At 71.8% G+C, this 23,138-nt stretch carries 24 protein-coding genes; 5 read left to right on the forward strand and 19 right to left on the reverse strand.

What is annotated here, in order from left to right:
* Window positions 1-463 precede the first annotated feature (463 nt).
* From HG542_RS01960 to HG542_RS01985, 6 genes are all read right to left on the reverse strand, one after another.
* Window positions 464-622: a DUF6760 family protein gene (locus tag HG542_RS01960; protein WP_171078223.1), complete on the reverse strand. Its 159-nt coding sequence runs from the start codon at window positions 620-622 to the stop codon at window positions 464-466.
* Window positions 619-1,014, reverse strand: a complete 396-nt coding sequence (locus HG542_RS01965) for a hypothetical protein (RefSeq protein WP_171078224.1) — start codon at window positions 1,012-1,014, stop codon at window positions 619-621. The genes HG542_RS01960 and HG542_RS01965 overlap by 4 nt, the downstream gene beginning before the upstream one ends.
* A 74-nt stretch (window positions 1,015-1,088) precedes the next feature.
* Window positions 1,089-2,660, reverse strand: a complete 1,572-nt coding sequence (locus HG542_RS01970; RefSeq protein WP_171078225.1) for a hypothetical protein — start codon at window positions 2,658-2,660, stop codon at window positions 1,089-1,091.
* Between the two features lie 60 nt (window positions 2,661-2,720).
* Complete coding sequence (locus HG542_RS01975) at window positions 2,721-4,040, reverse strand: NHL repeat-containing protein (protein ID WP_171078226.1); 1,320 nt, start codon at window positions 4,038-4,040, stop codon at window positions 2,721-2,723.
* Between the two features lie 453 nt (window positions 4,041-4,493).
* Complete coding sequence (locus tag HG542_RS01980; RefSeq protein WP_171078227.1) at window positions 4,494-5,891, reverse strand: eCIS core domain-containing protein; 1,398 nt, start codon at window positions 5,889-5,891, stop codon at window positions 4,494-4,496.
* A 96-nt stretch (window positions 5,892-5,987) separates the two neighbouring features.
* Window positions 5,988-6,440: a winged helix-turn-helix transcriptional regulator gene (locus tag HG542_RS01985; protein WP_171078228.1), complete on the reverse strand. Its 453-nt coding sequence runs from the start codon at window positions 6,438-6,440 to the stop codon at window positions 5,988-5,990.
* A 104-nt stretch (window positions 6,441-6,544) separates the two neighbouring features.
* Here HG542_RS01985 and HG542_RS01990 point away from each other — a divergent pair, with 104 nt between their 5' ends.
* From HG542_RS01990 to HG542_RS02000, 3 genes are all read left to right on the forward strand, one after another.
* Complete coding sequence (locus HG542_RS01990; protein WP_171078229.1) at window positions 6,545-7,774, forward strand: MFS transporter; 1,230 nt, start codon at window positions 6,545-6,547, stop codon at window positions 7,772-7,774.
* Window positions 7,775-7,859: 85 nt separating this feature from the next.
* The gene (locus tag HG542_RS01995; RefSeq protein ID WP_171078230.1) at window positions 7,860-9,437 is read left to right on the forward strand and encodes a GMC oxidoreductase; all 1,578 of its coding nucleotides are present in this window, start codon (window positions 7,860-7,862) and stop codon (window positions 9,435-9,437) included.
* A 65-nt stretch (window positions 9,438-9,502) separates the two neighbouring features.
* Window positions 9,503-10,009 carry an HD domain-containing protein gene (locus HG542_RS02000; protein ID WP_171078231.1) on the forward strand — a complete coding sequence of 169 codons (507 nt, stop codon included), beginning with the start codon at window positions 9,503-9,505 and terminating at the stop codon, window positions 10,007-10,009.
* Between the two features lie 15 nt (window positions 10,010-10,024).
* Here the strand turns inward: HG542_RS02000 and HG542_RS02005 are convergent, their stop codons facing one another.
* A complete protein-coding gene (locus tag HG542_RS02005) occupies window positions 10,025-11,014 on the reverse strand; it encodes a helix-turn-helix transcriptional regulator (RefSeq protein WP_171078232.1) in 990 nt (329 codons plus the stop codon).
* 93 nt (window positions 11,015-11,107) lie between these two features.
* Between HG542_RS02005 and HG542_RS02010 the strand changes: the two genes are divergently transcribed.
* The gene (locus HG542_RS02010; protein ID WP_171078233.1) at window positions 11,108-11,509 is read left to right on the forward strand and encodes a VOC family protein; all 402 of its coding nucleotides are present in this window, start codon (window positions 11,108-11,110) and stop codon (window positions 11,507-11,509) included.
* On the opposite strand, the gene HG542_RS02015 is transcribed toward HG542_RS02010, so the two are convergent.
* Window positions 11,475-12,101, reverse strand: a complete 627-nt coding sequence (locus HG542_RS02015) for a DedA family protein (protein ID WP_171078234.1) — start codon at window positions 12,099-12,101, stop codon at window positions 11,475-11,477. The genes HG542_RS02010 and HG542_RS02015 overlap by 35 nt on opposite strands.
* A gap of 81 nt (window positions 12,102-12,182) precedes the next feature.
* Window positions 12,183-14,204 carry an aconitate hydratase gene (locus HG542_RS02020; RefSeq protein WP_171078235.1) on the reverse strand — a complete coding sequence of 674 codons (2,022 nt, stop codon included), beginning with the start codon at window positions 14,202-14,204 and terminating at the stop codon, window positions 12,183-12,185.
* A 216-nt stretch (window positions 14,205-14,420) separates the two neighbouring features.
* On the opposite strand from HG542_RS02020, the gene HG542_RS02025 reads away from it, so the two are divergent.
* Window positions 14,421-16,211: a glycoside hydrolase family 15 protein gene (locus HG542_RS02025; protein WP_171078236.1), complete on the forward strand. Its 1,791-nt coding sequence runs from the start codon at window positions 14,421-14,423 to the stop codon at window positions 16,209-16,211.
* 15 nt (window positions 16,212-16,226) lie between these two features.
* Here HG542_RS02025 and HG542_RS02030 read toward each other — a convergent pair whose 3' ends face one another.
* The 10 genes from HG542_RS02030 to HG542_RS02075 all read right to left on the reverse strand — a co-directional run bounded on the left by HG542_RS02030 (window position 16,227) and on the right by HG542_RS02075 (window position 23,117).
* Window positions 16,227-16,382, reverse strand: coding sequence for a DUF6131 family protein (locus tag HG542_RS02030; protein ID WP_171078237.1), 156 nt, complete (start codon window positions 16,380-16,382; stop codon window positions 16,227-16,229).
* 51 nt (window positions 16,383-16,433) lie between these two features.
* Window positions 16,434-16,595: a CsbD family protein gene (locus tag HG542_RS02035; protein ID WP_171078238.1), complete on the reverse strand. Its 162-nt coding sequence runs from the start codon at window positions 16,593-16,595 to the stop codon at window positions 16,434-16,436.
* A 117-nt stretch (window positions 16,596-16,712) separates the two neighbouring features.
* The gene (locus HG542_RS02040) at window positions 16,713-16,859 is read right to left on the reverse strand and encodes a hypothetical protein (RefSeq protein ID WP_171078239.1); all 147 of its coding nucleotides are present in this window, start codon (window positions 16,857-16,859) and stop codon (window positions 16,713-16,715) included.
* A gap of 32 nt (window positions 16,860-16,891) precedes the next feature.
* Window positions 16,892-17,098 (reverse strand): hypothetical protein, encoded by a 207-nt coding sequence (locus HG542_RS02045; protein ID WP_171078240.1) that lies wholly within the window; start codon window positions 17,096-17,098, stop codon window positions 16,892-16,894.
* Window positions 17,099-17,109: 11 nt separating this feature from the next.
* On the reverse strand, window positions 17,110-17,694 hold the full coding sequence (locus HG542_RS02050; RefSeq protein ID WP_171078241.1) for a DUF5947 family protein: 585 nt from the start codon (window positions 17,692-17,694) through the stop codon (window positions 17,110-17,112).
* Window positions 17,691-18,239: a NifU family protein gene (locus HG542_RS02055; protein ID WP_171078242.1), complete on the reverse strand. Its 549-nt coding sequence runs from the start codon at window positions 18,237-18,239 to the stop codon at window positions 17,691-17,693. Before HG542_RS02055 ends, HG542_RS02050 begins: the two co-directional genes overlap by 4 nt.
* On the reverse strand, window positions 18,232-20,028 hold the full coding sequence (locus tag HG542_RS02060) for a nickel-dependent hydrogenase large subunit (protein WP_171078243.1): 1,797 nt from the start codon (window positions 20,026-20,028) through the stop codon (window positions 18,232-18,234). Before HG542_RS02060 ends, HG542_RS02055 begins: the two co-directional genes overlap by 8 nt.
* A complete protein-coding gene (locus tag HG542_RS02065) occupies window positions 20,025-21,167 on the reverse strand; it encodes an NADH-quinone oxidoreductase subunit B family protein (protein WP_171078244.1) in 1,143 nt (380 codons plus the stop codon). Before HG542_RS02065 ends, HG542_RS02060 begins: the two co-directional genes overlap by 4 nt.
* The gene (locus HG542_RS02070) at window positions 21,164-21,709 is read right to left on the reverse strand and encodes a hemerythrin domain-containing protein (protein ID WP_171078245.1); all 546 of its coding nucleotides are present in this window, start codon (window positions 21,707-21,709) and stop codon (window positions 21,164-21,166) included. Before HG542_RS02070 ends, HG542_RS02065 begins: the two co-directional genes overlap by 4 nt.
* Window positions 21,681-23,117, reverse strand: a complete 1,437-nt coding sequence (locus tag HG542_RS02075; RefSeq protein WP_229922463.1) for a hypothetical protein — start codon at window positions 23,115-23,117, stop codon at window positions 21,681-21,683. Before HG542_RS02075 ends, HG542_RS02070 begins: the two co-directional genes overlap by 29 nt.
* Window positions 23,118-23,138: the final 21 nt, after the last annotated feature.

A 23,138-nucleotide genomic window follows, 5' to 3' on the forward strand; every position in this document is an offset into this window, starting at 1 on the left:
CCCGTAAGGGGCGCGGGGAACTGCGCGACCAGCCCCCACCGGCCCGCAGCCGATGCACTGCCCCCGAGGGGCCGGGGTACCAGGGGTGGCAGGGGGAGCCCCTCGGCTGCGGGCGCGTCGTGGCCGGTCGCGCAGCGACGTACCCCTTCGCGCACCGCACCCGCCGGCAACTCCGGTGCCAGCAGGCCCCGTAGGACCCCCGCCCCCAGCGCGAGCGGCACCCCTCGTGGCAGCAGTCGCGTACCCGCCGTGACGAGCGGCGCCGGCCGCCAGGCCGCGAGGCCCTCCCGGAAGGCGATGTGCCCGCTGGTGGACAGCAGCGGCAGATGCAGCAGCCCGACGGGCGCCACGTCGTGCCAACCCGCCGATGCCGCCGGTACCGGCACCGGTACCGGTACCGACACCGGCACCGGCGCCGGACGGTGTCGCCGGAGCCCCGCCCTCCTCAGCACGCCGACGAGGCTCACCGCCCGTCCCCCGCGGCCCCGTTGAGCCTGGCGATCTCGCGCACCCATGCGCGCCGCTCCTCGTGCGGCAGGCCGAGGATGTCCCCGTACGCCCAGTGGAAGTGGTAGGCGATGCAGGCGGATTCCTCGCGGAGCCGGCGCGGCGGGTGCGTCATGCTTCCCCCAGGCGGCCGCCGGGCGCCGTCGACGGCAGCGCGAAGGTGGTCCCGCAGGAGGGGCAGGCGACGGCGCCGTGCCCGGAGTCCAGACCGTTGATGCGCCGGTAGAAGTCCTGCAGGTAGGCGAGGTCCTGGGCGAAGAGCTGCTCCACGACGCCCGCGTGGATGTCGGTGAGCGTGCCCAGCCGGGTGATGACCAGGCTGAGGAGGACGACGCCGAGATAGGCGGGGTTCTCCCGGACGCGCTGGTCGATCAGGGGCGACAACTCGTCGCGCGCGGTGGCCAGCCGCATGGAGCCGTTGCGGTGGACGGTTCCCGAGCCGTCCACGTAGCCGTTGGGGAGTTCGAAGTCGTAAGTGGTGCGCAGCGCCGGTCCGTTCTCGGGCATGCGGGGCGGTTCCCTCCCTCGGGAGTACGCACGGCCTCGTCCCCGGCCGGGCGGCCGGGGACGAGGACCGGACCTCAGTGGATGTTCTGCTGGAGGAGCAGGCTCATGAACGACTCGTCCGCCCACACCTGGACCGCGAATCCGCCCGGACCGTCACCCGCCGTCAGGATGGGGGACTCGGCGGTGCCGTCGCTGCCGCTGGTCACCCGGGCGGTGTCCGTGCCGCCGGGGAAGGTGGCCATGCGCTCGCCGCGGACCTTGAAGGTGATCTCGGCGCCTTCGACCGGATTGCCCTGGGCGTCCTCCGCGATCACCTTCATCGGGTGCTCGAAGGACTTTCCCGCGGGCACGGTCTGGCCCGCGCCCGAGACGTAGCGCACGCGGTCCGCGGTGCCCGGCTGCGGTGTGACGTTCAGCCGCGTGAAGGAGGCGACGGCGTCCGTCTCCGTCCAGCGGGCGGTGACGGGGCAGGGGCCTTCCTTGAGCGGTGTGAGCCGGGAACTGGTCGCGACGCCGAGCCGGTCGCTCCCGGTCCCGGTGTACCTGGTCTCGGTGTGCTCGCCGTTCTCGAAGACGCCCGAGCCCTCCGCGACGGAGAACTCGATCTTCTGCCCGCCGATCGGAGTGCCGTCCAGGAGCGTCGCCTTGACCTCGAACGGCTTGCCGAAGGGCTTGCCGACCGAGGTCTTCTGCCCGTCTCCGGACACCACCGCGAGCCGGTGCCGGGAGACGCGCCGCAGTCCCTGCCGCCCGGACAGCGCGACCCACAGCCGGCTGTCGCCGGACACGGTGAGGCCTGTCGGGCGGGAACCCTGGCCCGTGGGGATGGCGGACGCCCGGTTCTTGTCGGGCAGTACGTAGCCGACCGCGTCGCCGGCGGTGCTCACGAACCACAGCGTGCCGTCGGCCGTCGCCAGCATGCGGTTGGCGGGAAACGGCGTCTCGACGCGCGTGAACGTGCCGCTCCGGACGGCGTACTTGAGGACGACCTTGTCGGTGGTGGCGATCCAGACGACATCGCCGGCCGGGGTGACCGTGACGTCCCGGGGCTCGAAACCGAGGCCGATGGGCGAGCCGAAGACCCCGGTGCTGACGTCGTAGTCGAGCAGGGCCTTGCCCTTGGGGGAGGTGAGCCAGTAACGGCCCTGCTGCCGTGGGGCGATGGCGATGCCGTACAGGTCGTTGTCGTGGAACGTGGAGGTCGAGATACTGCCACCGGACTCGACGAAGGCCAGTTGGCCCCAGGTGAGCGGGGCGACGATGCGGGTACGTCCGTCACGGTTCTTGCCGAGGGCCAGGGCCCGGCAGTCCGTCGGACTGTTCAGGGGATAGACCTGGTATTGGCCGTCGGCACACTTCACGAAGGCCGGGCCGTTCTCCGCGGCGAGGAACGTCCACGCTCCGTGACCGGGCCAGGCGACAAGGGAGTTGGCGGTGCCGGTGATGCCCGGGCCGGGGGTGAGGACGACGTTGCCCCAGGGGCTGCGGGGTTCGAAGTAGCCGATGACGCCCTGGGCGGTGACGAACCATACGTTCTCGTCGTCGCCCAGCCAGGCCACGTCGACGGCGGTCGCGCCGATGGGGAACTCGTCCGAGTCGGAGTGGGAGTCGGAGTCGGGGACGGGTGGCGGCGCTGCGGTCGGCATGCTGCTTCTCCTTGCTGCGGAGCGGGAAACGGACACGGACCGGGTGGTGCGGGTGTGGGCCTAGGACGGCGTGATGGTGAGCGTCGTGGCGACGTGCGGCTCGGTGTCACCGAGGCCGACGCTGATGACCGCGTCCTCCTGGATGTCGCCTGCGACCACGGGGGGCAGGGCGACCCGGCCCCGCTGGTCGGTGATGATCACACGTTCGTGGGTGCCGTCCTCGAAGGCCGCGCCCTCCGCGTCGATCCGGCAGGTGAGGGGGACTCCCGGCACCGGGTGCCCATTGGCCACGTAGTCGACGACGAGCGGGTGGGCGACGTGGTCCTTGACGTGAACCTCCGACTCCCCCTGGTACACGACCTGGGTCCGGCCCATGAGCGAGGCGGCTCCGTAAGGGGGCGGGACCACCTCGTACATGCCGACGGACTTGCGGTCCGGGTTGGTGTACCAGATGTACCCGTCGGCCGCGACGCAAATACCCTTGGCCTTGCCGCCGTTGGGCAGGCTCACCAAGGACCCGCCTCCCAGCAGGTTCTTGTCGAACTCGTGCAGCCCTGCACTGGAGGCCACCCACAGGTCACCCAGCGGGCCGAACGTCAACTGCTCCGGAACCGCCGTGCCCAGATTCACCGTGCGCGTGGTGCCCGAGTTGAGGTCGAAGCGGATGACCTGGTTCGGGTTGGTCGCGGTCAGCCACACCGCGGTCGTGTCCGCGATGACGTAGGAGGGCTTCTGGCCGGCCGGGATCACCGGGATCCTTTCCCATTGCGTGTCCCCGGGGCGGCGGCGGTAGAGGCCGTTCTCGTTCCTGACCGGGTTGCTGGCCCTGGTCTGACCCGTGGCCCAATAGGTGTGCGTCTTCCCGTCGGCCGCTGTGCTCACGGCCACGTCCCACAGCCAGGTGCTCTGGCTGACCGGCATGCGGTCGATGTGGCCCCCGATGCTGGGCGTGAGGATGCCGACATAACTGTGCTCGGGTTCGGCGAACAGCAGGCTGTACTCGTAGACGGGCGTCTGATCGGTGCCCGTGTTGGTCGTCCGGAGCTTGATGCTCTCGGCCTTGGCGTCGTCCTCCAGCGGGTAGAACGTCACGGGGTTGCCGGCCGTGGTCTCCATGATCACGATCGGGTCCTGCTGGCGCGGCGGGGCCGGTGCCGCGAACCACACCCGCTGGAGCCCGTTGGGATCCTTGATGATTCCGGCGCTGAGCTGTGGAATCGCCGAATGGTTCACGACCAGCTGCTGGTTGCCCGCGCCGGGATGGACACGGATGATCGCCTTGTCGCTGGTGGTCACCCAGAGGTAGTTCCGGTTCCCCTGGGCCAGTGAGTGGGGCCGGTAGTTCCCGACAAGGGGATATTCCTGGATGTTGTCCGGCACGGGATATCTCCTCCGGTCGTGTGGCCGATGCCTTTCAACGCGCCCGGTGCGCACGGCAGTCGGGAGCCGTGCGCGACGGCAAAAGTGGTGTGGAACCCGGTGGTGCGCGCAGGGGGCGCGTTCGGGTGGTCGAGACTATGCCGTGAGCACTACCCGCGCACCCGGGCGAACCGGCCACCCCTGGCCTGTGCCTGCGGCTTCCGGACAGCAGATCCGCACTTCCGGGCCTCCGGGGCCTTCCGACTGCGGACACGGGCATTTGGCCTCGGGAATTCCGTTTGTGCTCCCGTGCGATGCCGACCGGCTCGCGCGTGTCAAGAGCGCGCGAGCCCTGTCGTTCCGGCCGGGCGTGATGGCCGGAATTCCGTCGGGAACCGTTTTTCCGGCGCGGATTGCACGGCCCCTTGGCGGGAAAAAGCTATCAGAATGCGCCCGGAAATTCGAACGGCCGTATTAGCCAAGGAGTTTCTTGGCCCTGGCGTCACGCTCCGCGGTCGCGCGGTCCTTCATGCCGAGCCCCCGGACCCAGGTGATCTGGGAGTGGTTCGTGGCCTGGACCCCGTGCAGGACCTTGGTGATCCTGATGCCTTCGCCCGTCAGGTTGAGCATGTCGATCCCGGAGCCCAGGAAGCGCGCCTGCCGGGGCGCATCGCCGGAGTAGTCGGCGGCGGACATCCCCGTGGCGACAGGGTGGTTCGTCCACTCGATGTTGTCGGCGGGCAGGTCGTCCAGGCCGTACTTCTTCGGGTCGCTGTTGACGTTGTAGAACTGCTTGACGTTCATGGGAGCGGATGTGACGGGGGTGCCGTCCTTCTTCGTCGTCCATGCCCCGCCCTCCACGGGATGCCGGACGAGGGGATGCGGGTGGCGTCCCTGCGCGAGATCCTCGGCGGTGAACTCCTCGTACGGCCGCGGCACATCGGTCTGCATCGCCACGAATGCGTTCTTCGACGGCGGGGTCTGCGCATCGTGCGGGAAGCTCAGCCACTCCTTTCCCGCCGCACGGTCGTCCGCGGCCGTCCGGCGGACGAGCTCGTCGGGGACGTCGTACTCGACGACCGCCCACGCCCGTTCCCGGGCCTGGTACTGGAGGGCCGTCACGAGGGCGGCGTTGCGATCCTCCTCCCAGAAATAGACCCCCTTGCCGAACTCGCCGCTCCCGGAGGGGTGCAGACGCCCCTCGCGCACCGTGCTCCCGGCCCCTCCGTCGCCCCTCCTCGCCACCAGGGCGTCCGCGTCGGCATCGGACACCCCGCGGTAGAACTTCATCCGCTGGATCACCGGCTCCTGTTGTGCACCTCCTGGGGGAGACGGCACGGGCTCGGCGCGCCCGGACAGCGCGCGCCGGGCACCGTCCTCCGCCGCGCGCTCGAAGCGGTCCCCGGGGTCGCTGACCCTGATGCCGTCGCCCCGGTCCGTGCCGGCCACCGGGCCGGACCGTTGTTGCAGCACATGGATCAACTCATGGGCCAGCGTGTGCCGGTCGAGGCCGCCTTCGCCGATGACGACATGGCTGCCGGCGGTGTACGCGCGCGCCCCGAGCCCGTCGGCGGACCGCCGGGCCGCCGCACCCGTGTGCAGCCGCACGTCGGAGAAGTCGGCGCCGAACCGGTCCTCCATCTCCTCCTTGAGCGGCACCGGCAACGGCCGCCCGGGGCTGCGCAGGACACCGAGGGCGGCGCCGGACCCCGGCCTGCCCCGCCCCAGCATCCGGGCCGCGGCGGCATTCCCCGCCCTGCGCTGCAGATCCAGGAGGACGGCCGCCGCCGGGCCGCCGGGCCCGACCGGTGACGGCGCGGAGGCGGACGTCCTCGCGGCCACGGGCCTCCGGCCCGGAACGTGCGTACGCATGTGGTCCCCTTCCCTGACGGCGAACGGACAGACCATGCGTACAGCGTCGAACTCGGATGGGGGAAGGGGGACTTGCCGGGGCCGGCCCGGCTCGGATCAGCCGGTGGAGACCTTGCGCACGGCGGTGTCGTCGGGTTCCAGCCGTCGCCCGTCCGCGGACAGCACTTCCAGTGCGCGGAGGCGCTGTTCGTGCCGGCGGTCGACCAGCTCCGAGTGCGGTTCGCCGGGCGTGAAGAAGTGCTGTTCGCCCCACTGCCGCAGCGCCACGATGACGGGGAAGAGTGCCTTGCCCTTCGGGGTCAGTACGTACTCGCGGTACGCGCTGCCGTCCGAGGCGGGGACGGATGCGAGGACGCCGCCGTCGACCAACGCCCGCAGCCGCGCGGTGAGGATGTTCTTCGCCACGCCGAGGCTGCGCTGGAACTCCCCGAAGCGCCGGCTTCCGTCGAAGGCGTCCCGCACGATCAGCAGGGACCACCAGTCGCCGATCGCGTCCACCGACCGGGCGACGGGGCAGTCGCTGTCGTCGAAGCGCGTCCTGGTCACCATGGCGTCCCTCACTCCCGCTCTCACGATGGTTGCAACATGCTACCGGCCAGGCTACCGTCACGGAACTGGTGGCAAGTTGAAACCGGATGGGCGGAGGGGTGCCGATGGCTGTGACACGACGGACCGAGGTCCGGGGCAGGGAAGGTTCCGGGCCGGTTCTCTCCCGCGGACTCGTCGCCCTGTTGGCCGTCGCCTGCGGGGCGGCGGTGGCCAACGTCTACTTCGCCCAGCCGCTCCTGGTGACCATAGGTCACGACCTCGCCATGAGCCCGGCGCTCGTCGGCGGCGTGGTCACCCTCACGCACGTCGGGTACGGGCTGGGACTCTTCTTCCTCGTGCCGTTGGGCGACGTGGCCGACCGCAGACGCCTCATCGTCGCCCAATTACTCTTCCTGGTAGGCGTGTTGGCCGTCGTGGCCACCGCCCGTACGGCGGCGGTCCTGCTCGCGGGCATGGCCGCGACGGGGCTTCTCGCCGTCGTCACGCAGACAATGGTGGCCTTCGCGGCCTCGCTGGCCCCTCCGGCCGCGCGCGGCCGGGTCGTCGGTCTGGTCACCAGCGGAGTCGTCATCGGGATCCTGCTCGCCCGCACCGTATCCGGCCTCCTGGCCGATCTCGCGGGCTGGCGCTCCGTGTACGCCGCCTCGGCGGCGCTCACCGCTCTGCTCGCCCTGGTCCTGCACCGCGTGCTGCCGCGCCGGACCGACGCACCGCCGGCATCAACTCTGCGCTACGGACAGCTTCTTCGCTCGACGGTCGCCCTGTTCGCGCGGGAACCCCTGCTGCGGCTCCGGGCCCTGTACTGTCTGCTGGTCTTCGCAGCCTTCAGCACCTTGTGGAGCAGCATCGCGCTGCCGCTCGGCGAGGCCCCGTACTTCCTGCCGCACAGCGCAATCGGCGCGCTCGGCCTGATCGGTGTCGCCGGCGCCCTCGCCGCGAACGTGGCCGGCCGCCTGAACGACCGCGGGCTCTCCCGGCGGACCACCGGCATCGCCCTGGCCCTGCTCGCCGTCTCCTGGCTGCCGTTGGCCTTCACCCGCAGCTCGCTCTGGGCCCTGGCCGGCGGGGTGGTCCTCCTCGACCTCGCCGTGCAGGCCGTCCACGTCACCAACCAGACCCTGATCCACGCCCTGCACCCGGACGCGGGCAGCCGGCTGATCGGCGGGTACATGGTCTTCTACTCGATCGGCAGTGCCACCGGCGCCCTCGCCGCAACCGCCCTCTACGCGGCGGCCGGCTGGGGCGCCGTCTGCGCACTGGGCGCCGCGTTCAGCTGCCTCGGGCTCCTGCTGTGGGTGTGTGCACAGCGCACGTCGTCACCTGATGGGGCGTAGTGCGGCCGCCCCCGGCCTGCCCGCCGCGCTCGGCGTCTAGCGTGGTGCGCCGTCCGCCTTCCCGCCGGCTCGCAGGGGGTACGGGGTGCCGTCACGTCGTGAGTTCGCCGGACTGTGCTCCGGGGGTGCCCTGAGCGCCCTCACCACGCTGACCCTGGGCTCTCCGGGCAGCAGGGCGTGGGCCGTTGCAGCAGGGCGCACCCACTTCCGCGCCGTCGTCGTGGGTTCGGGCTTCGGCGGGGCGGTGGCGGCGCTGCGGCTGGGGGAGGCGGGGGTCGACACGCTGGTGCTGGAGCGCGGCCAGGAGTGGGGGACCAGCCCGACCCGTGCGGTCTTCGGCTCGCAGGAGCGGGTCAGCGGGCGCATGTTCTGGTTCCGTTCCGTCGCCAGGTGGCCCGGTGTGCTGCCCGTGCCCGTGCGGCCGCAGCCGGGCCTGGCCGAGGTGTCGGAGGAACGGAACCTGGACATCCTGTGCGCCGCTGCCGTCGGCGGCGGTTCGATCATGTACACCGGGGTCACCGTCGCGCCGCCCCGTTCCGGGTTCGAGGCGCTCTACCCCGCGCAGCTGTCCTACGACGAGTTCGCGGCGCGCTGGTTCCCCCGGGCCGTGGCCGGCCTGGGAGCCGGTGTCATGCCGCAGGACATCTACGCCTCCCCGCCCTTCACCCATTCCCGGCTGTGGGACCGGCAGATGCGGCGCGCGGGACACCCTCCCGTCCCCGCGCTCTCCACCTTCGACTGGGACGTGCTGCGCGCCGAACTGCGGGGCGCGGTCCGCCCCTCGGCGATCGCGGGCGAGACGGACTTCGGCTGCTCGGACGGGGCGAAGAAGTCCCTCACCCGCTCCTACCTCCCCAGAGCACTGGCCACGGGTCACGTCCAACTGCGGCCCCTGCACGAGGTGCGTACGATCCGTCGCCGGCCGCGCGGCGGCTACGCCCTGCAGGTGCGGCGGCTCGACCCGGCGGGGGCCACGGCCGGCACCGACGAGTACACCTGCGACCTGCTGTTCGTGTGCGCAGGCACGTTGAACACCAACCGCCTGCTGGTGGCGGCCCGGGACCGCGGCGAGCTGCCCGGCCTGCCCGCCGCGGTGGGCACCGGGTTCGGGACCAACGGCGACCAGATGGGCGCCCGTTCGACGCTCCTGGACCGCACCGGCCCGTCCCAGGGGGCTCCGTGCGCGTCCACCTTCTTCTTCCCCGCGAGGTACCCGCAGCCGGTCCGGGTGGAGAGCTGGCAGTGGCTGGGCGCACACGGGAGCCCGCTGCTGTTCACGCTGCTGCTCACCGTCGACCGCGACAACCGCGGCAGGTTCGTCCACCACGCGCGCAACGGCACGGTGGGGCTTGCGGACTGGGACCCGGCCCATCAGCGGCCCTCGGCCCGGTCGCTCGCGCTGTACCAGGAGGACATCCTGTCCGCCAACCCCGGACTGGCCACCGTGGCGCTGAACTACCCGGCCCCCTTCACCGCCCACCCCCTGGGTGGGTGCGCCATCGGGGAGTGCACGGACCTGGAGGGCCGGGTCCACGGGGAGCCCGGACTCTACGTCCTGGACGGCTCGTTGATCCCCGGCAACGTGGGAGGGGCCAATCCGTCGTTGATGATCACCGCGCTCGCGGAGCGGGCCATGTCCGGGATCGTCGCCGCGGGGGGATGACGGGCCCTGCACGGGCCGATCCGGCTCCGGCTACCGTGCATCCCACCGCAACGAAGGAGTGAACGATGAAGTCCGTCCGCGAGGTCGAGACCCTGGCGCATGACGCGCACGCCGGGCAGGTGGACAAGACGGGCGTGCCGTACATCGAGCATGTGCGCGCGGTTGCCGCGGGTCTCGCGCCGTTCGGCGAGGAACTCGTCATGGCCGGGCTGCTGCACGACGTCATCGAGGACACCGACTGGACCGCCGGGCGTCTGCGTGCCGCCGGTGTCCCGCCCCGGGTCGTCCGGATCGTCGAGGCGGTGACCAACGAGGCGGGGCTGACGCACGCCGAGAAGATCCGGCGGATCACCGGCGACGCACAGGCGACCCTCGTGAAGATCGCCGACAACGCGCACAACTCCCGCCCCGAACGGGCCGCCCGGCTGCCGCAGGAACAGCGGGACCGCCTCGCGGCGAAGTACCGCGCGGCGCGCGACGTGCTGTGGCCGGCCGCGAACAGGGACGACATCGAGGGCATCGTGCGCATCGTCAATCCCTCGTTGCTCATGGAGCTGGACGAACACCACTGATCCGAGGCGGCGTTCTCACGTCGCCCGGGCGTACGACGCGAGGCGGTCGGCGTGCGCGACGACGAGGTCGCGCAGTTCGTCGGGGCGCTCGATGACGAACGGCCGGTCGAGCGAGGCGAGTACCGGAGGCAGCCAGTCGAGCCGCTCCGCCCTCAACTCGACGCGCAGCCAGCGCTCGGCCGTCCGGTCGTGGCCTGCGGTGGGTTCGTACGCCTCCAGGGTCGCGACAGCGGCGGGCAGGCGGGCGCGGATCTGCTCCACCGTCCCGTGGACCCGCAAGGTCACCTCGTGCCGGTACGCGGCCGTGGCGAAACCTGCCAGCAGGCGCTGTGCCGGAGGGGGACCCGTGGGCGCCTCGAACGAGCCGGGCAGGGTCCTGGCGTCCGCGATGCGGTCGAGCCGGAAGGTCCGGTCCTCGCCGGTCCGGGCGTCCTCGCCGGTGACGTACCACCGGCCCGCATGGGCGACGATCCCGTCCGCGTGCAGCGTGCGTTCGCTGCACCGTCCTTCGCGGTCGGTGTAGCGGATCGAGACGGGCCGGCAGTGGCGCACCGCATCGGCGACGGTGAGCAGGACCCCGGCGTCCGGGGTGTCGAACTCGCCCGGCTGGTCGGTGAAGGCGAGGGTCTCCAGGAGGGTGTCGAGCCGGCGGGCGATGTGCCGGGGCAGCACCCGCCGGATCTTCGCCGTTGCCGTCTCGTTCGCCGTGCGCTCCGTCGTCGTCAGCCCCGTCCGGCGGCCGGCGACCAGGCCGAGCAGCACGGCCAGTGCCTCCTCGTCACCGAACATGAGCGGAGGCAGACGGTGGCCGGGGGCGAGCCGGTAGCCGCCGTAGCGGCCGCGCACCGATTCCACGGGCACGTCCAGGTCGATCAGCTGGTTCACGTACCGCCGCACGGTGCGCCCGTCGACGCCGAGCCGGTCGGCGAGTTCGGCCACGGTACGGGTGCCGCCCGACTGCAGCAGCTCCAGGAGGGTCAGTACGCGGCCGGCAGGTCGAGGCATGGGCACAACCTAACCCGGATACCGGACCGATTCTGTCCCCTATTTCTCCTAGCCTGCGGAGCGCACGACGTCAGCACAGCCAAGGAGATTCCCATGGACTTCGTCTCGATCCGCATCATCACCGGCGACGTGGCGCGCCTCGTCGCGTTCTACGAGCGCGCCACCGGGGCGCGGGCGGCGTGGGCCACCGAGAACTTCGCCGAACTCAGGACCGCGGGCGGTGCGACCCTCGCGATCGCGGGCACCCGCACCGTCCCGCTGTTCGCCCCGGGCTCCGCCCGCCCGGCGGACAACCACAGCGTGATCACCGAGTTCCTCGTCGACGACGTGGACCGCGTGTACGAGAACCTGACCGGCTTCGTCACCGACTTCGTCAACGAGCCCACCACGATGCCCTGGGGCAACCGCTCGCTGCTGTTCCGGGACCCCGACGGCAACCTCGTCAACTTCTTCACCCCCGTCAACCGCCCTTCCGCCGGCGCATCCGCCGGATGATGAGCACCGCGGCGGCCACGCCCACGGCCGCGAGCAGATACAGCTCGGAGCGTTCGACGGCCGGGTAGACAGTGTCCAGGTGCTGCCCTGCGAAGTAGCCGAGACCGACCCAGACGGCGACCCACAGGGCGGCTCCCAGGGCGTTGAAGGCCAGGAACCGCCGCCAGGGCATTTCGCTCATCCCGGCCACGATGCCGTTGATCTGGCGCAGGCCCTCGATGAACCGGGCCACCGTGACGATCTGGCCGCCGTGCCGGACGAAGAACGCCTGGGCCTTGTGCAGGCGTTCCTCGGTGAGGAGGACGTAGCGGCCGTAGCGGGTCACCAGCGGCCGGCCGCCGTAGCGGCCGATGGCGTAGCCGACGTTGTCGCCCAGGACGGCGGCGGAGAAGGCGATGCAGGCGACCGCCACGACGTTCAGCCGCTCCGCTCCCGCGTAGACCGCGGCCGCGATCATCACGGTCTCGCCGGGCACGGGAACCCCGAAGTCCTCGATGAACACCAGGACGGCGACGGCCGCATAGCCCCAGTGGTCCAGGACCGGCGCGAGCTCGCTGAGGAACCCGGGCAGCGGAGGAGGGGCTGGCGCCATGGCGGGACCTCCTCGGGCCGGAGTGGGCGGCGGACGCGTCGTGGACGAGTATCCAGTACCCCGCGCGCCGGGCGGCGGTCCCTACTTCTGCGGGTCCCCCACCCGGCCGGCGTCGCCGGCCAGGGCCGGGATGATGCCGCCCGCCAGGACGGTGCGGCGGCGGCCGTCGGAGAGGCGGTGACCCACCTCGTACGTCTCGCCCTTCGTGGTGTTGAGCAGCTGCAGCCGGGCCTCGGCTCCGGGGGCCAGGGCCCCGTGCAGCCCCTCCAGCTTCAGGCGGTCGTCGGCGTCGATGCGGTCGTAGTCGCCGGGATCGGTGAACTCCAGTGGGAGAACGCCGAAGTTGGTGAGGTTCTGCCAGTGGATGCGCGCGTAGGACTTGGCGACGACGGCCCGAAGTCCCAGGTGGCGCGGGGTGATCGCGGCGTGCTCCCGCGACGAGCCCTGGCCGTAGTTCTCCCCGCCGACGACGAAGTGCCGACCGCCTGGCCCGAGTTCCGTGGCGCGCCGCGGGTACGCGGGGTCGATGCGGGTGAAGGTGAACTCGGCGAGCTTCGGAATGTTGGAGCGGTACGGAAGCGCCTGCGCCCCGGCCGGGGAGATCTCGTCGGTGGAGACGTCGTCGCCGGTCTTCAGCAGGACGGGCCCTTCGAGCACGTCGGGCAGCGGGTCGAAGTCGGGCAGGCCGGAGATGTTGGGGCCGCGCTCCAGCTCCACCGAGGCCGCCTGCTCGTGCGGCAGCGGCGGTTCCAGCATCGCGGTGTTCACCGATGCACGCTCCGGCAGGTGCAGCACCGGGCAGGGGACGCCTTCCTCCTCGGCCCACCGGCGGGGGTCTGTGATCCTGCCGGTGAGGGCGGAGACGGCGGCCGTCTCCGGCGAGCAGAGCCAGACCGCGTCCTGCTCGGTCCCGGAGCGGCCGGGGAAGTTGCGCGGGAAGGTCCGCAGGCTGTTGCGGCCTGCGGCCGGGGCCTGGCCCATGCCGATGCAGCCGAGACAGCCGGCCTGGTGGATACGGGCTCCCGCGGTGATGAGCGCGAACGTCGCGCTCATCCGGGTGAGGTCGGCGAGGATCTCGCGGGAGGTCGGGTTGATGTCGAAGCTGACGGCCGGGTGGGTCTGGCGGCCTTCGACGATGGCCGCGGCGACGGCGAAGTCGCGCAGACCCGGATTGGCGGAGGAGCCGATGACCGCCTGCCCGATGGGCTCGCCCGCCACCTCGCGCACCGGCACCACGTTGCCGGGCGAGGTGGGGCGGGCGATGAGCGGCTCCAGCGCGGACAGGTCGATCTCGTCCTCGGCGTCGTGGACGGCGTCGGGTTCGGCGGACAGTTCCCGGAAGTCCGCCTCGCGGCCCTCGGCGCGCAGGAAGTCGCGCACGGCGGCGTCGGCGGGGAAGACGGAGGCGGTCGCGCCCAGTTCGGCGCCCATGTTGGCGATGACGTGCCGGTCCATGGCGGTCAGTGCCGCCAGGCCGGGGCCGTGGTACTCGAGGATGCGGTGGACGGCGCCCTTGACGCCGTGCCGCCGCAGCAGTTCCAGGACCACGTCCTTGGCGCTGACCCAGTCCGGCAGCCGGCCGATCAGCCGGATGCCCCAGATCTCCGGCATGGTCACGTGCAGCGGCCGCCCGGCCATGGCGAGCGCGACTTCGAGGCCCCCGGTGCCCAGCGCGAGCATGCCGAGCGACCCGGCGGCGCAGGTGTGGGAGTCGGAACCCGCCAGCGTCTTGCCGGGGACGCCGAACCGCTGCATGTGGGTGGGATGGGAGACGCCGTTGCCCGGCTTGGAGTACCAGATGCCGAAGCGCCGGCAGGCGGAGCGGAGGAAGGCATGGTCCTCGGCGTTGCGCTCGTCGGCCTGGAGCAGGTTGTGGTCCACGTACTGGACGCTGACCTCGGTACGGACCCGGTCCAGGCCGAGCGCTTCGAGCTCCTGCATCACCAGGGTGCCGGTCGCGTCCTGGGTGAGCGTCTGGTCGATCCGCAGCCCGATCTCCCGGCCCGGCTCCATCCGGCCGTCGACGAGATGACCGGCAATCAACTGCTGCGCCAGCGTGCCGCGGGCCCGTGTCCCCTCGCCCGTGCGTGCACGCGTCACCATCGCGGGTCACCTCCGCGGAAGGGAATGCGGAACCGCCTCTCCCCTCCATGGTGTGGGGCGTTCCGCCCGGTTGCAAAGGGGCCGGGGCGAGGGGCTGTGCGGGTGAGCCATGCCGGGGAAGGCGCTGGAGGTACGTGTCCGGGAAAACGGCACTGGTAGAGGTGTGTGGCTGTGGGAGCTTCGACGGATCGGAACAGCAACCGAGGAGGGGCGCGGATGAACACCGCGTCGGCCGTCCCCGGGCTGGGTGCCACGCTCGTGGCGCCGCAGCCGCTGCGGCAGTACGCGCTGCTGGCGGACGGCGAGCGGGGCGTTCTGGTCGGGCCGCACGGCGACCACGCCTGGATGTGCGCGCCCCGGTGGGACTCCGATGCGGTGTTCTCCACGCTGATCGGCGGCCCCGGTCAGTATGTGGTGGTGCCGCTCGCCCGCGGGGTGTGGGGCGGCTACTACGAGGCCTGCACGCTGATCTGGCGCAGCCGCTGGGTCACCGACGACGGCGTCGTCACCAGCCGGGAGGCCCTGGCCTTCCCGGGGGACCGGCACCGCGCGGTCGTCCTCCGGCGCATCGTCGCGGAGCACGGCACGGCCCGGATGTCCGTCGCCCTGCAGCTCGGTACCGATGACGGCCGGCAGCACCTGAGGGGGCTGGCCCAGGAGGGCGAGGGGGTCTGGTGCGCTCGCGTCGGCGACCTGTGGCTCCGCTGGTCGGGCTGTACGGGCCAGCTTCGCGGGACGGAGGACGGGGGGCGCCGGCTGACGACGGAGCTGACCGTCGAGCCCGATTCCTGTCACGACCTGGTCCTGGAGATCGGCGACCGGCCGCTGCCGGCCCGGCCGCCCGACCCGGAGGAGACGTGGCGGGCCACCGAGGCCGCCTGGCACAGCGCGGTCCCGGAGCTGAGGCACACCGTCGCACCGGCGGACGCCCGGCACGCCTACACGGTGCTGCGGGGTCTGACGGCGTCGTCCGGTGGCATGGTCGCGTCGGTCACGACCAGCCTCCCCGAACGTGCCGAGGAAGGGCGCAACTACGACTACCGGTACGTCTGGATCCGCGACCAGTGCTATGCCGGGCAGGCCGTGGCGGCCGTGGGTGCCACGGCGCTGCTGGACGACGCCGTGCGCTTCGTGACGGCACGTCTGCACCAGGACGGTCCCCGGCTGGCGCCGGCCTACACGGCCGGCGGCCGGACCGTCCCGCGCGAGCGCCGACTGGACCTGCCCGGATATCCCGGCGGCTTCGACATCGTGGGCAACGACGTCAGCACGCAGTTCCAGCTGGACGTGTTCGGCGAGGCCCTGCTGCTCCTCGGTGCGGCCGCCCGGCAGGACCGGCTGGACGCCGACGGCCGGCGCGCGGTGGCCATCGCCGCCGATGCCATCGCGCAGCGCTGGACCGAGCCGGACGCGGGCATCTGGGAACTGCGGCCGCAGCTGTGGGCCCACAGCCGGCTCGTCTGCGCCGCGGGCCTGCGTGCGGCCGCGGCCCAACGCATCCTGGACGGGCGCTCCGACGACTGGCTACGGCTCGCCGACCGGCTGGTCACTTACACCGCCGACCGGTGCCTGCACCCGTCCGGACGCTGGCAGCGCTCGCCCGGGGACACCGGGCTGGACGGTTCGCTGCTGCTGGCCGCGATCCGCGGAGCCGTCCCGGGCGACGATCCGCGGACGGTGGCCACCCTGGGGACGTACATCCGGGAACTCACCGACGACTACTTCGCCTACCGTTTCCGCCACGACGAACGTCCGCTGCAGGAGGCCGAGGGAGCCTTCCTGCTGTGCGGTTTCGTCACGGCTCTGGCCGAGCACCAACAGGGCCGGGAGGTCGAGGCGTTCCGGTGGTTCGAGCGGAACCGCGCCGCGTGCAGCCCGGCCGGCCTGTACTCCGAGGAGTACGACATCGCCCAGCGCCAGATGCGCGGCAACCTTCCGCAGGCGTTCGTCCACGCGCTGATGCTGGAGTGCGCCGCCCGTCTCGCCGGCCCGTGGGACGGCGCCTGAGCTTCGCCCGGCCTCCTACCAGTAGTGCCGCCGGCCGCCGACGGCGTGGCCGGCCGCCCCGAGCACCCAGAGGATGAGGCCTATGACGACCAGGATGATGCCGATCGTCCACAATATGTTGAGTCCCAGCAGGAATCCGACGATGAGCAGGATGAGCCCGAGGATGATCATGACGATCTCCTAGTTGTGTGGCGGCTTCGTGCACGCGCCACGGGATGACTGCTACTTGCGGAGCTTCTTGACCTTGGCGGCCGCTTCCTGTGCTTTGCCCTCCAGCTTCTGGACATGCCCCCGGGCCTCCCGCTTCGGGTCGCCCGTGACGCGCCCGGCGGTTTCCTGCACGGTGCCCCTGAGCTGCTTGGCCTTGGCCTTCGCCTTGCCCATGATCGTCATCTCCTCGAGGACGGAATGGGTTCCCTCTCCAGCTGACGCCCATCCGTCTGCGCATGCAAGCCGGGCGCCGGTGAGCGCGCCGGTGGCCAGCCCGGCGCGGCGGGCCGGTCACGGGCGGTGCCCCGGCCCGGCCGGGAAGCCCGTCATCCGCCAGATGCGGATCTCCCGGACGATGCCGGGGATTTCCTTCAGCAGCAGGCCCAGGGTGACCGCCCCGGCCACCACGGCCTGGGCGATCAACAGGCGTCTGGCCATGGGTCGTCCTCCTCTGTTCGGCAGGTCCTCGCTCAGCCGGGCGGCAGGTTGGGCATGGTCTCCGCGACGGCGTCGTGCTTCTTCGGGTGGATGCCCGTGGCACGCCGGGCGTCGGAGGTGCCGTCCTCGTGGTGCCCGGCCTGGCGCCTGTGCGGGCCCTTGTTGCCCTCGCGCATGCCCCGGACGTGCGTGGGGGTGTCGGGTTTGACGTCGGCCTTGCCGACCCGGATGCGGCCCATGGTTTATCTCCCTACTCCGCGAGGTCCGTGAAGAAGCGTTCGACGGCCGGCCAGATCCGGTCGCCGCCGGACAGGCCGCGCCACTCCCGGCGGACGAGCGCGACGAGCCGGAAGCAGTCGTCGACGGGGGTGATCCAGTGGTCCTGCCGCCCGCGGGCGGTGTTGACCAGCAGGGCCTCCACCTCCGGGACGAGCGTCCGCAGCCGGGGACACCGGGCCACGGCCGCGGACCAGTTCTCCGGGGCGACCTCCCACTGCGTCGCCCCGGCCGGGCTCGGGTAGTGCGCCGTCACCCCGCCGTCCGCGCGGGCGACGAAGAAGGCGAGCCCGACCGGCACCCCGAGCCCGTCGGCCGGCAGCGGGGCGAGCCGGACCCGGCGCTGCGGGATCAGCAGGTAGTGGCCCTGCCCGGCCGCGTCCCGGGCGAAGAGGAGCGCGCACGCCCGGCAGGCGCACAAGGCCTCGGCCCGTTCGGTGTCGTACAGGTGCCGGTGGCCGACCTCGGCCGGTGCGGCGCACAGGTCGCAGCGGTCCGCCTCCCCGGCCGGGCCGGCGGGTGGGCGGCCGATGACGCGGGCCAGGGCGCCGCCGGTCACGTCGGACTTCCCGAGGGCACGGGCCGGGTGCGCACGGTGTCGAGCGGGACGAAGGCGCTCCGCCGGGTCCCGTCCGGCGCCTGTCGCACGTCCGACAGCTCGGGGGCGAGGGCGAGGACGGCCTCCCGGACGGCGGCCGCCACGCCCGCCGCGGTCGAGCGGCAGCCTCCGGCTTCGAGCTGCACGGTGGCGATGTCCCCGTCCACACCGACCAGTTGGACATCGCCGCCCCGCTCCCGTACGGCCGGCCGGAGACTCTCGACCGCCCGGGCCGCCCGCTGCTCGACGGGCTCCGGGTGGAGACCGTGCAACGCCAGGAGATGCCCGAGGAGTTCGTCGTCGGCGCAGCGCGCGGCGAGGGCGGGGCCGGCCGCGTCCAGCATCCGGGCGAGGGCCTCGCCGTAGACCTCGGTGAGGACCCGTACCGCTTCCAGGGCCGCCTGTGCCGTGGGTCCGGGGAGGGACTCGAGCCGGCCCAGGAGGTCGTCGGCGCGGGCCAGCAACTCGGCGGTCTCCCCGTCGCCGGGGGGCAGCGGCTCAGCCATGGCCGGCCCCGAAGGTGGGGGAGTGCACCGTGCGCAGCTCCTTGCCGCCGCCGAGGTACATGTGCACGCCGCACGGCAGGCAGGGGTCGAAGCTGCGCACGGTGCGCATGATGTCGACGCCCTTGAAGTCGTCCGGCCCGTTCTCCTCGAAGATCGGCTGGCCCTGGACGGCGTCCTCGTACGGGCCGGGGGTGCCGTGGATGTCGCGTGGGCTGGCGTTCCACGGAGTGGGCGGATACGGATGGTAGTTGGCGATCTTCTTGTCCTTGATGACCAGGTGGTGGGAGAGGACGCCGCGCACCGCTTCGTGGAAGCCGCAGCCGATGGCCTCGTCCGGCACCTCGAAGTCGGTGAACGTCCGGGTGTCGCCGGAGCGCACCAGGCCCATGGCCTGGTCGAGGAAGGTGAAGGCCATGGCGGCGGCGTAGGCGACGAAGTAGGGCCGGGCGCGGTCGCGTTCGATGGTGTTGCTCCACTGCGGGATCGTCCACTCCAGCGTGGTCTCCGGCAGTTTCTCGCTCTTGGGCAGCGAGATGCGCACGCTGTGCCCGGTGGCCTTGATGTAGGGCGTGTCCACCAGGCCGTTGAGGGCCGTGGACCACAGCCGTGCCAGCGGGCCGCCGCCGGTGTCCAGCGCCAGGTGCCGGTCCGTGTCCCGGTCGTACCAGCGGGGGCTCATCACCCAGCTGTAGTTCCCGTCGAAGTCGCGCTTCTGCGGCTGCGGCAGGGTCGTCTGGTTCCACGGGTGGCGGATGTCGACGGGATTGCCGAGCGGGTCCCGGGTGACGAAGGGCTCCTCGGCCGTCCAGTCCTCGTAGAAGGAGCTGCCCAGCAGGATGCGCAGGCCGAGGTTGATGTCGACGAGGTTGTTGGTGACGAGCCTGCCGTCGACGATGACGCCGGGGGTGACGTACATGGCCTTGCCCCAGTCGTTCATCGTGGCGTAGCGGTAGTCGCAGACGTCGGGGTTCTGCCAGGCGCCCCAGCAGCCGAGCAGAATCCGGCGGCGGCCGACCTCCTCGTAGCCGGGCAGGGCCTCGTAGAAGAAGTCGAAGACGTCGTCGTTCATCGCCACCGCCTGCTTGATGAAGTCGAGGACGCGCAGCAGCCGGGAGAGGTAGTCGGTGAACGTGGTGGGTGTGGGCTGGGTGCCCACGCCGCCGGGGTAGAGGGTGGAGGGGTGGACGTGCCGGCCCTCCATCAGGCAGAACATCTCGCGGGTGATCCGGCTGACCTTCAGCGCCTGCTTGTAGACCTCGCCCTCGAAGGGGTTGAAGGCCCGCATGATGTCGGCGATGGTGCGGTAGCCGTGGATGTGCCCGTTCGGCGCCTCGGTCCGTTCCGCGCGGGCCAGGACACCGGGGTTGGTGGCCTTGACCATCGCCTCGCAGAAGTCGACGAACACCAGGTTGTCCTGGAAGATCGTGTGGTCGAACATGTACTCCGCGGCCTCGCCGAGGTTGACGATGCTCTCGGCCAGCGGGGGCGGCTTGATGCCGTAGGCCATCTGCTGGGCGTAGTCGGAGCAGGTGGTGTGGTTGTCGCCGCAGATGCCGCAGATGCGCGAGGTGATGAAGCCGGCGTCCCGCGGGTCCTTGCCCTTGAGGAAGACGGAGTAGCCGCGGAAGAGCGACGAGGTGCTGTGGCACTCGGTCACCTCGCGGTTGGCGAAATCGATCTTCGTGTAGATGCCGAGATTGCCGATGATCCGCGTGATCGGATCCCAGGACATCTCCACGATCTGCGCGGGCTTGCGCGCCCCCGTGGACCGGTCCGCGGTTGCCGTCATGTCAGCTCTCGTCTCCTCGTTCGTCTCGTGCCCGCTCGTCCGGTGCCGTGGGTGCGTGCGCCGGACGGCCGCCAGGTGGGGTCGTAACCGGTGGTCAGGGAGGGGCCGTTGTGGTGCCACCGGGGCTCCCGGTTCACGGCCATGTTGGTGATGCCGCGCAGCCGCCGGACGAGTGCGCCGTAGGGTTTGACCAGCATCGAGGAGAAGGCGCCGCCGGAGGGCTCGTCCATGAACGGCATGAAGGCGTCGGGGAAGCCCGGCATGGTGCAGCCGATGCAGATCCCGCCGACGTTGGGACAGCCGCCCACCCCCGACATCCAGCCCCGCTTGGGCACGTTGCAGTTGACCACTGGGCCCCAGCAGCCCACCTTCACCTGGCACTTGGGCGAGTTGTAGTCCAGTGCGAAGTCGCCCTGCTCGTAGTAGGCCGCACGGTCGCAGCCCTCGTGCACGGTCCTGCCGAACAGCCACTGCGGGCGCAGCATGTGGTCCAGCGGCGGCGGGGGAGCCGATCCGGCGGCGTGCTGGAGCACCCAGGTGAGGGTTTCCATGAAGTTCTCCGGCTGGATCGGGCAGCCGGGGACGTTCACCACCGGAAGCGCCCCCTGGGACCTGAAGTCCCGGCCCAGGTAGTCGGCCAGCCCCATGCAGCCGGTGGGGTTGCCGGCCATCGCGTGGATGCCGCCGTACGCGGCGCAGGTCCCGGCGGCGACCACCGCCCAGGCCTTGGGCGCGAGTTGGTCGATCCACCAGTTGAGGGTGAGCGGCTGGCCGGTCTCGGGGTCGTTGCCGAAGGACGTCCAGTAGCCGTCGCCCTCGATGACGTTCTGGTTGGGCACCGAGCCCTCGATGACCAGGATGAAGGGGGCGAGTTCGCCCCGGGCGGCGGCCCGGAACGGTGCGAGGAAGTCCTCGCCGCCGAGGCTGGGGGAGAGGACCTTGTTGTGCAGGTTCACCTTCGGCAGGCCGGGGACGAGTCCCAGCACCAGGTCCTCGACGGCGGGCTGTTCGGAGGCGGTCATGGAGACCGTGTCGCCGTCGCAGCTCATGCCCTCGGAGATCCACAGGATGTCGATCTCGCCGAAGCCCTCGGGGGCCGTGCCGGTGGTGCCGGTGGTGTCGCTGTCGTCCGTCGTCATGTGCGGGGCCTCCCTTGCACGCGGTCGCGGATGCGGTCGTAGAGGGCCGCCACCGGGCCCGCCAGCGTCAGCGCGGGCGGTTCGTCCGGTGCGTTGGGATGCGGACGGGTGGGGGCGAGGTGCTTGGCCGCGTCGAGTTCCCGGCCCATGTCGGCGAGGTCCTCCGGCTCCAGCGCCTCCCGCAGCCGGGGCAGCAACTCGCCTTCCTCCTCGCGCACATGGTGCTCCACCTCCTGCTGGAGTTCGGCCATGAGGGCGTCCGTCCGCTCGTCGCCCGGGCCCAGCCGGTCCAGTGCCAGCAGCAGCTTCTTGACCGTCCCGTGCTCCGCCAGGTGCTCGTCGATCTCCCGCTCGCCGTCCGGCAGCACCCGCTTGGCCAGGGGGTAGACCATCAGCTCCTCCAGCGCGGCGTGCCGGGACAGTTCGCGGACGAGCAGCTCCACGACGGCGCGGCGCTGGGCGTCCGACGCCGCTGCCCGGTAGTCCCGGAACAGCTGCTCCACCATCCGGTGGTCATGTTCGAGCAGTTCGACGGCGTCCATCACACCTCTCCTCATGGGACAGCGGACGGACCTCGTCCGGCCGGAAGTAGTGGAACCGGCCGTACCAGCCGTGCAGTTCGGCCGCCGGATCGTCGTCGACGGTCACGGCCAGCTGCACCCCGCCGTCCACGTCGTGGAAGACCGCCGCCACCCGCGCGGTGCGGCCGGCGAGGAACATGTCCTGCGCGTCGGTGCCGTGCCGGCGTGGCGCCAGCAGCACCGGGCTGCCCGCCGTCAGCGGTACACCGTCGACGAGCACGCTGTCCGTCGCCGGGCACAGGCCGTCGTCCGCACCCTCCTGCCACCACGGCACAGCTGCGGCGCCGGCGGGTGCCAGGGAGCGGATCGCGCCGTGCAGACGGGCGAGGATCTCCGGCGGCATGGCCTCCACCCGGTCGAGAATGTCCGCGGCGCGCCGGTCGGTTGCCCGCGCCTCGCGCTTCTCCGCGTCGGTCAGCAGCAGCGTGCGCAGGGTGAGGATCTCGTCGATCTCCGCGGCGTCGTGCAGATCGCCCGGGCTCTCCGGGGCCACCTGCGGATGGTCGTGCAGGATGATGGGCGAGGAGAGGACCACCTCGCACGAGCCCGGCTCGCCCGCCAGCACCGGGAACGTATGGAGATTGCGGCACCGTGCGGTGTACGGGCGCGCCCAGCGGGGCGGATCGAGGAGGGACAGGAAGCAGAGGCCGTCGCCCCCGAGGATGCTGTGGGTGGCGATCAGTGCGTGGCGCAGGGCCTCCGTGCGCGTGCTCAGCGGCCCGGCGGCACCGGTGTTCTCGGTGCGCAGCCGCAGCAGGAACAGGCCGCGCGCGCCGTCGAGTTCCTCGGCCTGCAGGCGTGCCGTGGCCCGCAGCGGAAGCCGCTCGCGCACCGCCCGCCCGGCGCCCGCACCGAGCTCCTCGGTCTCCGTTCCGCCGGGAGCACCGAGAGTGAACTCCCGCTCTCCCGTGAGGAGTTCCGACAGGGGGACGGTGATGTCGCATTCCCGCGGGACGGCCTCGTCGAAGGCCAGGTGGACGGTGCCGGCCGCCTCCAGGGCGTCGACGGGGGCGTAGTCGCCGGTGTCCGTGCGGCGTTCCACCCGTTTCCGCTGCACCTGGAGAAACCGCACCCGTACGCGGACCAGGGGGCAGGGGGCCGTCGCGCGCACCAGGCATTCGGTCCGCTGCCGCCAGGAGTCGGCGGAGCCGGAGACGCCCGGCATCTCGGGCCCTTGCGCCTCGGCCCAGTCGCGCGGGGCCAGCACCCCGAACTGCCAGCGCACCCGGTTCTTCGCCGAGGACCGGCGGTAGGGGTAGAGCAGGTATCCCTCGTGGAGAACGGCGTCGGCCACCGCGCGCACCCGCGCGAAGGCGGCCTCCGCCGACCGCATGGGACCGGCTCCGGTGCGCACCGGATGCTGTGCCATGCGGTCTCCCTTGAGCGAAGC

The organism is Streptomyces morookaense (assembly GCF_013030945.1).
Classification (GTDB): Bacteria; Actinomycetota; Actinomycetes; order Streptomycetales; family Streptomycetaceae; genus Streptomyces; species Streptomyces morookaensis.